Source organism: Actinosynnema sp. NPDC050436, from assembly GCF_040655415.1.
In the GTDB taxonomy this organism is placed as follows: domain Bacteria; phylum Actinomycetota; class Actinomycetes; order Mycobacteriales; family Pseudonocardiaceae; genus Actinosynnema.
Map to the genome: position 1 here is coordinate 227,823 of NZ_JBFAJV010000006.1, position 12,517 is coordinate 240,339.

16 protein-coding genes and 1 tRNA gene are annotated in these 12,517 nt (G+C 71.6%); 5 read left to right on the plus strand and 12 right to left on the minus strand.

The genetic code is table 11. The features are described from left to right. Nucleotide 1 precedes the first annotated feature (1 nt). From AB0I60_RS17830 to AB0I60_RS17875, 10 genes are all read right to left on the minus strand, one after another. Nucleotides 2-1,720 (minus strand): TIGR03767 family metallophosphoesterase, encoded by a 1,719-nt coding sequence (locus AB0I60_RS17830; protein ID WP_360731102.1) that lies wholly within the window; start codon nucleotides 1,718-1,720, stop codon nucleotides 2-4. Between the two features lie 107 nt (nucleotides 1,721-1,827). Further along, nucleotides 1,828-2,112, minus strand: coding sequence for a chorismate mutase (locus AB0I60_RS17835; RefSeq protein WP_360731104.1), 285 nt, complete (start codon nucleotides 2,110-2,112; stop codon nucleotides 1,828-1,830). Between the two features lie 123 nt (nucleotides 2,113-2,235). Continuing rightward, nucleotides 2,236-2,379: a hypothetical protein gene (locus tag AB0I60_RS17840; protein ID WP_360731105.1), complete on the minus strand. Its 144-nt coding sequence runs from the start codon at nucleotides 2,377-2,379 to the stop codon at nucleotides 2,236-2,238. Between the two features lie 38 nt (nucleotides 2,380-2,417). Continuing rightward, entirely contained in the window at nucleotides 2,418-2,720 is a 303-nt protein-coding gene (locus AB0I60_RS17845) for a HepT-like ribonuclease domain-containing protein (RefSeq protein WP_360731106.1), read from the minus strand. A gap of 34 nt (nucleotides 2,721-2,754) precedes the next feature. Continuing rightward, entirely contained in the window at nucleotides 2,755-3,063 is a 309-nt protein-coding gene (locus AB0I60_RS17850) for a nucleotidyltransferase domain-containing protein (protein WP_360731108.1), read from the minus strand. A 34-nt stretch (nucleotides 3,064-3,097) separates the two neighbouring features. After that, nucleotides 3,098-3,901, minus strand: coding sequence for an exodeoxyribonuclease III (locus AB0I60_RS17855; protein WP_360731110.1), 804 nt, complete (start codon nucleotides 3,899-3,901; stop codon nucleotides 3,098-3,100). Between the two features lie 11 nt (nucleotides 3,902-3,912). After that, nucleotides 3,913-4,134, minus strand: coding sequence for a hypothetical protein (locus AB0I60_RS17860; protein ID WP_360731112.1), 222 nt, complete (start codon nucleotides 4,132-4,134; stop codon nucleotides 3,913-3,915). A gap of 7 nt (nucleotides 4,135-4,141) precedes the next feature. Next, nucleotides 4,142-5,458 carry a cytochrome P450 gene (locus AB0I60_RS17865; protein WP_360731114.1) on the minus strand — a complete coding sequence of 439 codons (1,317 nt, stop codon included), beginning with the start codon at nucleotides 5,456-5,458 and terminating at the stop codon, nucleotides 4,142-4,144. Nucleotides 5,459-5,519: 61 nt separating this feature from the next. Then, the gene (locus tag AB0I60_RS17870; RefSeq protein WP_360731115.1) at nucleotides 5,520-5,828 is read right to left on the minus strand and encodes an SH3 domain-containing protein; all 309 of its coding nucleotides are present in this window, start codon (nucleotides 5,826-5,828) and stop codon (nucleotides 5,520-5,522) included. A gap of 233 nt (nucleotides 5,829-6,061) precedes the next feature. Next, nucleotides 6,062-7,282: an NADP-dependent isocitrate dehydrogenase gene (locus AB0I60_RS17875; protein WP_360731117.1), complete on the minus strand. Its 1,221-nt coding sequence runs from the start codon at nucleotides 7,280-7,282 to the stop codon at nucleotides 6,062-6,064. Between the two features lie 136 nt (nucleotides 7,283-7,418). On the opposite strand from AB0I60_RS17875, the gene AB0I60_RS17880 reads away from it, so the two are divergent. From AB0I60_RS17880 to AB0I60_RS17890, 3 genes are all read left to right on the plus strand, one after another. Beyond that, nucleotides 7,419-8,225, plus strand: coding sequence for a metal-dependent hydrolase (locus AB0I60_RS17880; protein ID WP_360731119.1), 807 nt, complete (start codon nucleotides 7,419-7,421; stop codon nucleotides 8,223-8,225). Between the two features lie 36 nt (nucleotides 8,226-8,261). Continuing rightward, nucleotides 8,262-8,954, plus strand: a complete 693-nt coding sequence (locus AB0I60_RS17885; RefSeq protein WP_360731121.1) for a class I SAM-dependent methyltransferase — start codon at nucleotides 8,262-8,264, stop codon at nucleotides 8,952-8,954. A gap of 83 nt (nucleotides 8,955-9,037) precedes the next feature. Beyond that, entirely contained in the window at nucleotides 9,038-9,514 is a 477-nt protein-coding gene (locus AB0I60_RS17890) for a hypothetical protein (RefSeq protein WP_360731122.1), read from the plus strand. 43 nt (nucleotides 9,515-9,557) lie between these two features. Here the strand turns inward: AB0I60_RS17890 and AB0I60_RS17895 are convergent, their stop codons facing one another. Both AB0I60_RS17895 and AB0I60_RS17900 read right to left on the minus strand, forming a co-directional pair. After that, nucleotides 9,558-9,815, minus strand: coding sequence for a Prokaryotic metallothionein (locus tag AB0I60_RS17895; RefSeq protein WP_360731124.1), 258 nt, complete (start codon nucleotides 9,813-9,815; stop codon nucleotides 9,558-9,560). A gap of 105 nt (nucleotides 9,816-9,920) precedes the next feature. Further along, nucleotides 9,921-9,994: transfer RNA gene (locus AB0I60_RS17900), tRNA-Arg, on the minus strand. Between the two features lie 122 nt (nucleotides 9,995-10,116). Here AB0I60_RS17900 and AB0I60_RS17905 point away from each other — a divergent pair. Together AB0I60_RS17905 and AB0I60_RS17910 are read left to right on the plus strand one after the other, a co-directional pair. Next, nucleotides 10,117-11,223, plus strand: a complete 1,107-nt coding sequence (locus tag AB0I60_RS17905; RefSeq protein ID WP_360731126.1) for a DnaJ domain-containing protein — start codon at nucleotides 10,117-10,119, stop codon at nucleotides 11,221-11,223. 86 nt (nucleotides 11,224-11,309) lie between these two features. Then, nucleotides 11,310-12,488: an LLM class flavin-dependent oxidoreductase gene (locus AB0I60_RS17910; RefSeq protein WP_360731127.1), complete on the plus strand. Its 1,179-nt coding sequence runs from the start codon at nucleotides 11,310-11,312 to the stop codon at nucleotides 12,486-12,488. The last annotated feature ends 29 nt before the right edge of the window (nucleotides 12,489-12,517 follow it).

The window sequence follows — 12,517 nt, forward strand, 5'->3', positions numbered from 1 at the left end:
GTCACGCGGTGACCGGGGAGCGGCCCATGACCAGCAGTTCCGCGTTCCGGTCGGCCGGCGTTCCCACGGCGTTCAGGTTCGCGTGCGGGTCGTTGAACGCGAACTCCCGGGCCAGCGAGGCCAGACCGCGCGGTGTGCCGTCGTCGTAGTCCGCCGCGTAAGGCGCGTCGCCCTCGACGAGCGTGGTGAACAGCGACAGGGTGCCGTCGCCGTTGTCGACCAGCTCGATGACCCGGGCGTGCTGCGGGTGGTCGACGTGCGCGGCGGTGTTGATCTCCCAGAACGCCCGGTCGCCCGTGCCGTGCGGGACGATCCGGTTCTCGTGGGTGTGCCCGTTGACCCAGGCGACCACGTTCGGGAACCGCTTCAGCAGGCCGACCAGCGCGGAGCCGTCCAGCCGGGGGTCCAGCGGGCGGCGGCGGTCGGGCAGCACGTTGCCCATGGTCCAGCTCGTGTGGTGGCTGAACAGGATGAACAACTCGTCGGTGACGTCCTGGGACCTCTTCAGGCCGAGCACGTCGTAGTAGCGGGAGCTGTTGCGGCGCAGCACCTTCTCCAGCCAGCGGAACTGGTGCAGGCCGATCGAGCCGTCCGCGAGGCCGGCGGTGGTCGTGGTGTCGAGGCTGATGCCGGTGACGCCGGGCGCGATGCGGAAGGTGTAGAAGACGTCCACGCCGTCGGCGTTGTCCGGGGTGAAGCCGTGGCCGACCGGTCCCGGACCGGTGTTGTTCGGGTCGAGGTGGGCGCCGACGAACCCGGCGGTGTCGAACGGCCGGCGGCGCGGGTCGGCGGTGACGGTGCGGACCAGGCCCCGGTCGGTCGCCAGCACGGCGGCGACGTCGGCGGCCTGCGCCGGTCGGGTCAGGGCGCGGGCGATGCGCGCGGCGTCGGCCTCGGGGAAGCCCATCACCTTGCGGCTGCCGGTGTAGAGGGCGTCGAGGAACGGGATGCCGTCCGGGAGGGTGCCGACCACGCTGTCGTCGTGGTTGCCGAACGTGCAGTACCACGGGATGCGCAGGCCGGGGCTGTCGAACGGGCGGATCACGGCGTCGAGCAGGCCCGGGACCAGCGGGAAGCCCGTGGCCTTGTAGTCGTCGGCGAGGGTGCTGCCGGGGTGCCAGTAGGACTTCGCGCCGGAGTCCTGCACGCCCTCGTAGCGCGCGGGGTCGCCGGTGTTGGCGGTGATCCGGCCGCCGTTGAGGACGGTGAGGAACCAGTCGAGTTCGACCTGCTCGTGGTTGTCGGTGTTGTCACCGGTGGTCATCACGAAGTCGATGGGGCGCCCGGTGAACGGGCCGCCGGGCAGCGCGTTGATCTTGCGCACGAGGGCGGTGGAGGTGTGCTGGGCGAGCGTTTCGTGCGCGCGGAACGCGCCGGAGCCCAGCAGCGGGTGGGTGTACTCGAAGCGCGCGGGGCTCTGGGTGTCGACCAGGTGCATGTCGGTGAACTGGACGAAGCAGGCCAGCGGACGGCGGTGGTCCAGCCGCCCGGGTCCGGGCGCGGCGACGTCCCCGCGCACGACCAGCGGCCACCCGGGACCGGCGGTGAGCCGGCGGTACCCGGCCTGCCCGACCGGCGTGGCCGCGCCGTCCAGGGTGGTGCCCGTGGTGGTGCTCGCCGGTACCCGTGCCGGGGCGGCGGTGGCGGGCGGCCCGCTCCACAGGACGGCCGCGCCGGCGACCCCGGTCGCGTGGAGGAATCCCCGTCGGTTCAGCGCCATCGACCCACTCCTCACCTGAGATTGGTGAAAGAGTTTCACGATCTGTGGCCCGGGTCACCAACACCAGGTGAAGTGCGGCCGAACGAGCGAAGGCGCTTCGCCTGCGCTCAGCCGCGCCGGTGTCGGTGCAGCTCGTGCTCGACGAAGGCCCCGATCATGGCCCGCCACACCGCCTCGGCGACCACCGGCGACAACCCCGCGTCCCCGGCCCGCCGCTTGACCCCGTCCACGACCCGCTCGACCCGGTCGGGCGCCCGCACGGCCGACTCGTCGGCCTTGAACCGGGCAGCCACCTCCACCAACCGCTGCCGCGCGGCCAACAACCGCACCAACTCCCCGTCCAGGGCGTCGATCCGCGCCCGGACCTCGTCCAAGGACTCCGGCTCAGCCACCAGCCACCCCTCCCGAACCGCTCACCCCATCGACCCCGTGTGCAGCCGACCCAGCCCGCCGGGGTCAGGCGCGAACCGCCCACCAGGTCGACCAGCCCAGCCGACTGCCCCCACAAGCCCCGCTCACGTGTGTGCTCGATCCCCCGCCCTCGGCCAGTCGAAGCCCACCGTGACCGGCGCGTGGTCCGACCAGCGCTCGGCGTAGGTCGCGGCGCGCTCCACCACGGCGGACACCGCCGTCGCCGTCAGGCCCTCCGTCGCGCACACCAGGTCGATCCGCCGGAGGATGCGCGTTGTCGAACACCTCAGTCACCCGCCTGGTCGAGCAGTCGGCGAAGCACCTGGTCCAACGCAGGTACCTTGTCCACGAGCGTCTGCCAGACCAAGGCGTCATCAACCGATGCGTACCCGTGGATCAAGATGCTGCGGAACGCGACGATCCGGTTGACGTCCGGGATGGCCGATGCGAGTTCGGCATCGACCTTGCGGAGCTGGTCCAGGGCCTCACCGATGATCTCGAACTGCCGCTCGACCGCCGATCTCAGCATGGCGTCCGCCTCGTAGTCCGTGAACGACTTGCCCGCGCTGAACTGGCCCAGCAGCTCCACGGCGTGCAACGCATCCCAGAGGAAGGCGCGGGGATCAGGCCGCATACAGCTGTTCCCGGGTCGCCATCACGCGCTGCCGGAAGTACGGGTTGCGGATGCTGGAACCGCTCACGAGGTCGACCGGCCGGCCGAAGATCCGCTCCAGCCCTTCCTTCAAGGCGAAGTAGCTGCCGAAGTGGTCGAACCCCGGACCGGCGTCGAACTCCACGAGGACGTCCACGTCGCTGGACACCACGTCGAACGAGTCACCGACAGCGGACCCGAACACGTCGAGACGCCGAACGCCCACCGCGCGGCACAGGTCCTCGACCTCAGGCCGCTTGGCGGCGATGATCTCGTGCACGGGCGTCACCTCCTGGCCACGATTGTGCCCGATCTCAAGCCCTCGGCCAGTCAAAGCTCACCGTGACCGGCGCGTGGTCCGACCAGCGCTCGGCGTACGTTGCGGCCCGCTCGACCACGGCGGACGTCGCCGTCGCCGCCAGGCCCTCCGTCGCGCACACCAGGTCGATCCGCCAGCCGGAGTCGTTGTCGAATGCCTTGCCCCGGTACGACCACCACGTGTACGGCCCGGCCACGTCGGGGTGCAGGGCGCGCACCACGTCCACGTACCCCGACGAGAACACGGACGACAGCCACGCCCGCTCGGACGGCAGGAAGCCCGACGACTTCAGGTTCGCCTTCCACGCCTTCAGGTCCTCCTCGCGGTGCGCGATGTTCCAGTCGCCGCACACCACGACCTCGCGCCCGGACACCGCCGCCTTCTCGCGCAGCTCCACCAGGTACGGCAGGAAGCCGGCCAGGAACCGGTCCTTCTCGTCCTGGCGCGGGGTGCCCGCGTCGCCGCTGGGCACGTACACGCTGGCCACCACGGCGGTCGGCAGCTCGACCTCCACGTACCGCCCGGACAGCTCGAACTCCGGCACCCCGAACCCGACCCGGACCGCCTCCGGGACCTGGCGGGTCAGCACGGCGACCCCGTTGCGGCCCTTGACCTCCGAGTGCGCCTGCGCCACGTGCCACCCGGCGGGCGCGCGCAGCTCGGCGGTGAGCTGGTCCGGTTCGGCGCGGACCTCCTGGAGGCACACCACGTCGGCGGACGTCGCGGCCAGCCACTCCAGGTAGCCCTTCTTCGCGGCGGCACGCAGCCCGTTCACGTTGACGGTCGAGACGGTGAGCACAGCCGGGCAGCCTAGTCGCGGGAGGCGGGCTTCCAGCCGTGCGGGTAGTCCGCGCCGCAGCCGGTGCACGTCGCCACCAGCCCCAGTTGGAGCACCAGGTAGCTCGACCCGCCCGGCGACGGCACGCCGCGCAGCTCGTGCCCGCCCAGCTCGGACCGCAGGCCGGGCCACTCGGGCGAGCACGCGCACGTGGAGACCTCACCGCGCCGGAAGGAGCGCCACCTCAGGAACATGCCCCCATCACACCACCGACCGCACGCGCCGGGTGTACCGGACCCGGCACGGCGAGTCCGGCCACTTGGTGTGCATCCCGGGCACCGGCCGGGGATCGGGGTCCAGGAGCTGGAAGTCGTAGTGCCGCAGCAGGGTCGCCACGACCAGCTTCATCTCCAGGTAGGCGAAGTGCACGCCGGTGCAGCGGTGCAGGCCGCCGCCGAAGCCGATCAGCGCCTGGCGCTCCAGCCGGCCCTCCCGACCCTCGGCGTACCGGTCGGGCCGGAACTCGTCGGGGCGTGCGTGCTCCTCGGGCAGCCGGTGCGACACCGAGGGCGCGGCGACCACCATGGTGCCCTCGGGGATCTCGTGGCCGTCCAGCTCGAACGACTCGGCCGCCTGGCGCACCAGCAGGTGGGCGACGGGGTGCAGGCGCTCCGACTCGTGCAGGCAGTTGTCCAGGTGGGTCAGCGCCTTGACGCCCGCCAGGTCCAGCTCGCCGGTCTCCGCGCGGACCCGGTCGACGTGCTCGGGGTGGGTGAGCAGGTCGACCAGCGCCCACGAGATGTGGCCGGTGGTGGTCTCGTGGCCGGCCCACGTGAACAGCAGGATCATGTTGACCAGCACGGCGTCCGGCACCTCGGTGCCGTCCGCGTACACCGCCTCGGCGAGGGTCTGGAGGAAGTCCGGCGGCGTCACGGGGTGGGCCCGGCGCTCCCGGATGAGGTTGCCGAGCAGGAGCCGCAGCCGGTCGCGGGCGCGGTTGCTGCGCACCACGGACGGCAGCGGGAGCCGTTGCGGCGCGGCGGGGTTCATGCCGGCGGAGAACCTGCGGAACTCCGCGAAGAAGTCGTGGTCCATGCGGGAGCCGAAGTCCGGGCCGAGGAAGCAGCGGGCGGCGATGCGCATCACCAGCGGCCCCAGCTCGGTGGTGAGGTCGAACTCGCCGGTGTCGCCGAGGCGCTCGGTGAACGCGGCGGTCTCCTCGCGCATCGTCTCCACGTAGCCGTCGAGCTGCCGGCCCTGGAAGCGCGGCACGACGATCTCGCGCTGCCGCCGGTACTCCTCGGCGTCGGCGAAGAAGTAGAACTCGGGCGAGAACATCCGCTCGAAGAACGGGTAGGCGGTGCGGATCGACAGCTTGCGGTCCGTCTCGCCGAAGAAGAAGCGGTTGCGCTCCGTGCCGAGCAGCACCACGGCGCGCTTGCCGGGCAGGCGCAGCGAGAACACGTCGCCGACTTCCCGGTGACCGCGCGCGATCAGCTCGACGGGGGTGCGGATGAACTCGACGAGGTGCCCCAGCACGGGTAACGCGCCGGACACCGGTGAGGGGTAGCGGCCCATGCCACCCACCGTGCCACCGCCGTCCGGGTTCGGACACCGCTCCCTGAGCGATTTTCACGTCTCACCCGCAGTCACTGTCCGAGGTCGGCGCGACGAAGTCGTTGTTCACCCACCGGCCGTCGGCCAGCAGCCGGAAGCCGTTCTGGACCGTGCGCTCGGCCTTCACCACCGAGTCGCGCTGCATGGTCGACACGATGGGCTGGGTGTCGGCGGGGCCGGACCGGACGTTGAGGATGTCGGCGGTCACCGTGACCTCGCACCCCGCCGCCGCCTCCGAGCCCATCGGCTTGCCGCCGTTGGTCACCCACATCACCCCCGCGGCACCGAGCACACCGATCACGATCAGCCCGCGCGTAGGAATCCCGAACATCGCCATGCCTCCCGAACACCGGTCCTGAAGTGCAGATATAGCCGATGTCGAGGCCCGTCGAACGCCTGCCGGCCGAATCCACCCGGCAGGGGAACCGATGGGGTGACCGCGACCGCCCCCGGCGACCGCCGGTCATCCGGCAGCGCCGCCCGGCAACGCCACCGACGAACACCCCCGGGAACGCCGAAGGGGACCGCACGGAAGCGGTCCCCTCCCCCTGCGACCGGGACGGCTCAGCCGGCCATCCGCTTCTGCAGGTTCTCGTCCAGCGTGCCGAGGAAGTCCTCGGTGGTCTGCCACTCCTGGTCCGGGCCGACCAGCAGGGCCAGGTCCTTGGTCATCCGGCCGCTCTCGACGGTCGAGATGACGACCTGCTCCAGCGTCTCCGCGAAGCCGGTGACCTCGGGGGTGCTGTCCAGCTTGCCCCGGTGCTTGAGGCCGCCGGTCCACGCGTAGATGGACGCGATCGGGTTCGTGGAGGTCGGCTTGCCGGCCTGGTGCTGGCGGAAGTGCCGGGTCACCGTGCCGTGCGCCGCCTCGGCCTCGACGGTCCTGCCGTCCGGCGTCATCAGCACCGACGTCATCAGGCCCAGCGAGCCGAAGCCCTGCGCCACGGTGTCGGACTGCACGTCACCGTCGTAGTTCTTGCAGGCCCAGACGTAGCCGCCCTCCCACTTGAGCGCCGCCGCGACCATGTCGTCGATCAGGCGGTGCTCGTAGGTGAGGCCGGCGGCGTCGAACTTGTCCTTGAACTCGGACTCGAAGACCGCCTGGAAGATGTCCTTGAACGCGCCGTCGTACGCCTTCAGGATCGTGTTCTTGGTCGACATGTACACCGGGTAGTTCCGCTGCAACCCGTAGGCGAACGAGGCGCGCGCGAAGTCCTCGATCGACTTGTTGAAGTTGTACATGCCCATCGCCACGCCGCCGTCGGGGCCGTAGTTGGCCACGACGTGCTTGATCGGCTCGGAGCCGTCCTCGGGCGTGAAGGTGACGGTCAGCTCACCCGCGCCGGGCACCTTGAAGTTGGTGGCCTTGTACTGGTCGCCGTGGGCGTGGCGGCCGATGATGATCGGCTTGGTCCAGCCCGGCACCAGCCGGGGGATGTTGGAGATGATGATCGGCTCGCGGAAGACCACGCCGCCGAGGATGTTGCGGATCGTGCCGTTGGGCGAGACCCACATCTTCTTCAGGCCGAACTCCTCGACCCGCGCCTCGTCCGGGGTGATGGTGGCGCACTTGACGCCGACGCCGTGCTTCTTGATGGCGTGCGCCGAGTCGATCGTGACCTGGTCGTCGGTGGCGTCCCGGTGCTCGATGCCCAGGTCGTAGTACTCCAGGTCGACGTCCAGGTACGGGTGGATCAGCTTGTCCTTGATGAACTGCCAGATGATTCGGGTCATCTCGTCGCCGTCGAGTTCGACGACGGTCCCCTGAACCTTGATCTTGCCCATACTCAGGGCGCTCCTCTCGCTCCGATGCAAGCAAGACAAGCGTACTGCTATGCCCGGCGGCGGGCGCGGGCACCCGGGTCGAATGGGAAGGGGGTCACAATGCCTTAGCCTCCTCACACGATCTTGGAGGGGGCCCATGTCGACCGGACCGACGCACGCGATGAGTGGCTTGCTGGCCTGGGCGGCGGTGACCGCGCTCGCCGAGGACCACCCGATCGGGCAGCTCTCCCCGCAGAGCTGGGCGGTCGGCGCGGTGCTGGCCACCGGGGCGGCCCTGCTGCCGGACCTGGACCACCCGTCCTCGACCATCTCCCGCACGTTCGGGCCGGTCAGCGCAGGTGCGTCGGCGCTGATCAACACCCTCAGCTCGTTCGTCTACCGCACCACGCGGACCCGCAAAGACTCCAACCGCGACGGCGGCCACCGGGGGTTGACGCACACGCTGGTGTTCGCCCTGGCCGCCGCCGTGGGCACGACGGCCGTCGTCCAGCAGTCGCAGAAGTGGGCGCTGCCGGCGCTGATGTTCGTCTTCGCCGGCCTGGCCGTGCGCGGGATCATGAACGACTGGTGCCCGCAGAAGGACGCCCTGCTCATCACCGGGGTGTCGGCGGCGATCACGGTGGCCTGCGTGGTGTGGACGGAGCAGACGCCGGCCAGCGCGGCGGCCTGCGGGGTCGCGGTCGGGGTGGGGTGCGTGGCGCACTTCCTCGGCGACGCGATCACCGAGCAGGGCTGCCCGATCCTGTGGCCGATCCCGCTGGCGGGCAAGACGTGGTTCCCGGTCGCGCCGCCGAAGGTGATGCGGATGCAGACCGGCGGCACGGTGGAGATGGCGATCGTCGGACCGCTGATCACGATCCTGTCGGTATGGCTCTCCGCCGCCGCGTTGCAGCGGACCGGCGTGCTGCCGTTCCTGGACGGCTTCGACCTGCTGCCGATCTAGGAACGGCGGACCACGCCGGCGGCTGTCGTCGCCGGCGTGATCGAAGACGACGCGCCCAACGCCGACGACCAACTCAGCGCCACCCGCGACGCCGCCGCCCTCGTCTACGCCGAGCAGTTCGGCGACAGCTCGCTGCGCGACCGGCCGCTGGACCGCGCCGTGCTGACCGCGTTCGCCGAGCTCGTCCGCGCGAGCGGCAACGACCGGGTCGCGGACCTGGGCTGCGGCCCCGGCCACGTCACCGCCCACCTGGCCGGCCTGGGGTTGGCGGCGTTCGGCGTCGACGCCTCCCCCGCGATGGTCGCGCTGGCCCGGCAGGCCCACCCCGACCTGCGCTTCGACGTGGGCTCGATGGCCGCGCTGGACCTCCCCGACGGCGGGCTGGGTGGCGTGCTCGCCCGCTGGTCGATCATCCACACGCCGCCGCGCGCCCTGCCGGCCGTCCTGGCGGAGTTCCACCGCGTGCCGGCACCCGGCGGTCACCTGCTGGTCGGCTTCTCGGCGACCGAGGGCCCGTCGCACCCCACCCAGGTCTTCGACCACGCCGTCGCCCCGGCCCACCGCTGGTCGCCCGACCACCTGGCCGGGCTGCTGCGCGAGAGCGGGCTGGTCGAGGCGGCCCGGCTGGTCCGCGAACCGCAGCCCACCGACCGCCGGCAGTTCCAGGAGGTCCACCTGCTGGCCCACAAGCCCCGACCGGACAAGATTTCGGACAACAGCCATTCGTAGGCTACCCGCGCCTCACCCGATCGGACTAGCCTCGCCGGGAACCGCGATCCGGTGCCGGAGGGACAGATCCACGTGGACGTGCGATGACGACCTGGCTCGGCCTCAACGCGGGCCACGACGACCCGGGCACCGCGGACCGGACCGCCCTGGCGCTGCACGAATCCCTGCTGTTCCACGCCCACCTGGTGTGCGTGCACGCGGTGGAGGAGGGCCACGCCATGTCGTTCCGGCTGGCCGACGACCCGTCGGAGAACACCGTGTCGACGCTGATCGAGCGCGGCTACGGCGTGGCCGTGCACAACGGCAGCCTGCAACGCCTGGCGGGTCCCGACCAGCTCACCAGGGGCGCGCTGCGCGCCGCGCTGGCGCACCGGCACCGCAAGGAGGGCCGTGCCCTGCGGTTCCCCGGCCAGCGCAGCCTGCGCGGCCGGTACGGCGTGTCGGACATCCTGGCGTTCAGCGCGATCGAGGAGGTCCTGCCGCACGGCGTCAAGAGCGTCGACGCGCGCGGCGACCTCCAGCCCCGCTTCATCGACGGCAAGCTGGTCCTCACCGTCTGACCTCCGCTGCGCAACCCCGGTGCGTCCGGCCCGGTGCGGGTGCTCAGCCCGGGTGCGCGCCGACGGCGTCCTTGATCTCCGTGCCGAGCGCTTCCGCGCTGCGCGCGCAGTGGGCGCAGCAGAAGAACCGGCCCTCCACCTCGACGCCGTGGCCGAGGATGCGGCAGTCGCAGTGCTCGCAGCGCGGCGCGAGGCGTTGGGCGGCGCACTCGAAGCTGTCGAACGTGTGCACGTCACCGCTCACCGTGCGCACCTCGAACGCCATCCAGTAGTCGTTCCCGCAGACGTCGCAAGTCGCCATGAGCGCAGCCTGCGGCTTGCCCCCGGGCCCGGCAACTCGACGTCACCCGCCCGGCGGGCGCACCGCGCGGGCCGGCGGAGCCGCGCGGACGGCTGCGGGGCGGAGCGGACCAGGCCGGATTCGAACCGGCGTACTCCCGCCTCGGAAGACGGGCGCGTCAACCACTGCGCTACAGGTCCCGACGAGCCGGGGCCGCGCGGCGGAGGCCGCGCAGCCCGGCTGCGCACAACCCTAACCAGGAGCCCGCACCGGAAGACAGTGCCGAACAGAGTGCGCCGAACGGTCCCGCTAAGGTCTGCGCGTGCGCGGGGTCGACTACTACGAGCTCCTCGGGGTGGGCCGCAACGCGTCCACGGCGGAGATCAAATCCGCCTACCGGTCGTTGGCGAAGGTCATGCACCCCGACGCGGGGGGCTCGTCGCTGACCTTCCGCATGTTGCAGGAGGCGTACGACACGCTCCGCGACCCGACGCGGCGGCGCGACTACGACCGGGGCTGGTCGTTCACCCGGCCGCACGCCCGGACCACGTCCACCCGCCCGCCGCGCACCGGCCGCACCGGGCGGCTGCGCAACTTCGGCGACGACCCGGACTTCGTACCCCCGAAGCCGCAGGTCGACCTCGGCGACGTCCCGTGGTGGCACCTGGTCGACGTCGGGCAGCGGGTCCGGTACGTGCCCGCCGCCGGTCCCGGCCACGCCCCCGCGCTGGCCGCCGTGGTCGGCTGGTTCTTCCTGCTGCTGCCCGTGGTCGCGGTCGACTTCTCCCCGCTCACGCTGGCGCTGTGGCTGCTCGTGGTGGGCGCGGCGGCCGTGGCCGCGTTCCGGTTGGTGCGGCGGTACTTGACGTCCGTGCGGGCGGACCGGGCGTTCGCGCACGACGTGGACGCGGAGGTCGTGCACGGCAGCACCGACGACCGGGTGTGCGAGCGGTTCACCGCCGACCTGCTGGCCCGCTACCTCACCCGGCTGCCGGGCGCGCGGGTGTTCCACGGCCTGGCGTGGCCGCGCTCGGTGTTCGCCGACGTGGACCACGCGGTGCTGTGCGGGCGGCGGCTGGTGCTGATCGAGTCGAAGTCGTGGCTGCCCGGCCACTACGCGGCCGAGGACGACGGCACCCTGTGGCGAAACGGGCACCCGTTCCGGGGCGGCGGCACGAGGCTGCCGCGCAGCCTGGCCCTGTACCGGAAGTTGTTGCCATGGCTGGACATCCGCACGGTGCTGCTGGTCTACCCGAGCCGCGCCGGCGAGGTGACGACGGACGAGGCGGCGGACGCCCTCGTGCCGCCGATGACGCCGACCCGATTCGTCGAGGAGGTCGGCGACTGGCTGGCCGAGGACCCGGCCACCGTCGACCGCGAGGCGTACCGCCTGCTGCTGGCCCAGGTCGTCCCGGTCACCCGACCCTGACCCCCGCGCACCTGAATGGCCGCTGTCGCGCGGCCGTCCGCCGGGCTAACTTCTGCGCACCCCGCCGACAGTTGGAGGAACGCGCGGTGAAGGTCGACGTCTTCAACGAGATCCAGGACCCCCGGCCGTGGCGGGAAGGGCACCAGCACGCGCGCATCACCGAGTCGCTGGAGCAGGCGAAGCTGGCCGACGAGCTGGGCTACGGCTGCTGGTGGCAGGTCGAGCACCACGGCGCGGAGGAGTTCAGCCTCTCGTCCGCGCCGGAGCTGATGCTCGCGGCGATCTCCCAGCACACCTCGCGCATCCGCCTGGGCCACTCGGCCGTCCTCGCCCCGGCCCGCTTCAACCACCCGATCCGGGTCGCCGAGCGGGCCGCGATGCTCGACCACCTCAGCAACGGCCGGGTCGAGCTGGGCCTGACCCGGTCCACCACGCCGGAGTGGCGGCTGTTCGGCATCGACCCGGAGCACGTCCGCCGGCAGACCCAGCAGGCGTTCGAGATGGTGCCCCGGATGTGGACGCAGGAGCGCTTCTCCTACTCGGGGCCGGACTTCGAGATCAGCGACGTGCCGATCGTGCCGAAGCCGCTGCAGCGCCCCCACCCGCCGCTGTGGCAGGCCGCGGCGAACCCGGCGTCGTTCGAGGAGGCCGGGAAGCGCGGCGTGGGCGTGCTGGGCACGACGATCTGGGAGTCCGCCGAGCGCGTGCGCAGGATGGTCGGGCTCTACCGCGACGCCGCTGCGGCGTGCACCGAACCGGTCGGGTCGTTCGTGAACAACCAGGTCGCGTTCTTCACGTTCGTACACTGCGCGGAGACCGACGAACAGGCGGTCAAGAACGGCGCGGTGGCAGCGGCGGCGTGGTACACCGTGAAAGCGCTGACGTTCTTCGAGGCGGCGGACTCGTTCGTGGAAACCGTGCGGCAGCACGAGAAGATCCTGGAGGACCCGACCGGCGGCGGCCTGACCGGTGACTTCCTGAGGGCGGAGGCACAGGCGTCCACCCGCCCGAACCGGGCGCAGGTCGTGATCGGGCGGGTGCTGCAGGGCGAGGCCGTGTCCGACGAGGAGATCTTCGAGGCGCTCAACGAGCAGGACTCGCTGATCGTGGGCAGCCCGGAGACGTGCCGGAAGAAGCTGCGCACGTACGCGGACCTGGGAATCGACCGCCTGATGGCGTTCCACCAGGTCGGCAACCTCTCGCACGAGTCGGTGATGACGAGCCTCCGCCTGATCGGCGACCTGATCCCGGAATTCGACACCTGAGCCGCCACCCCATCGGCGAACCTGCCCCA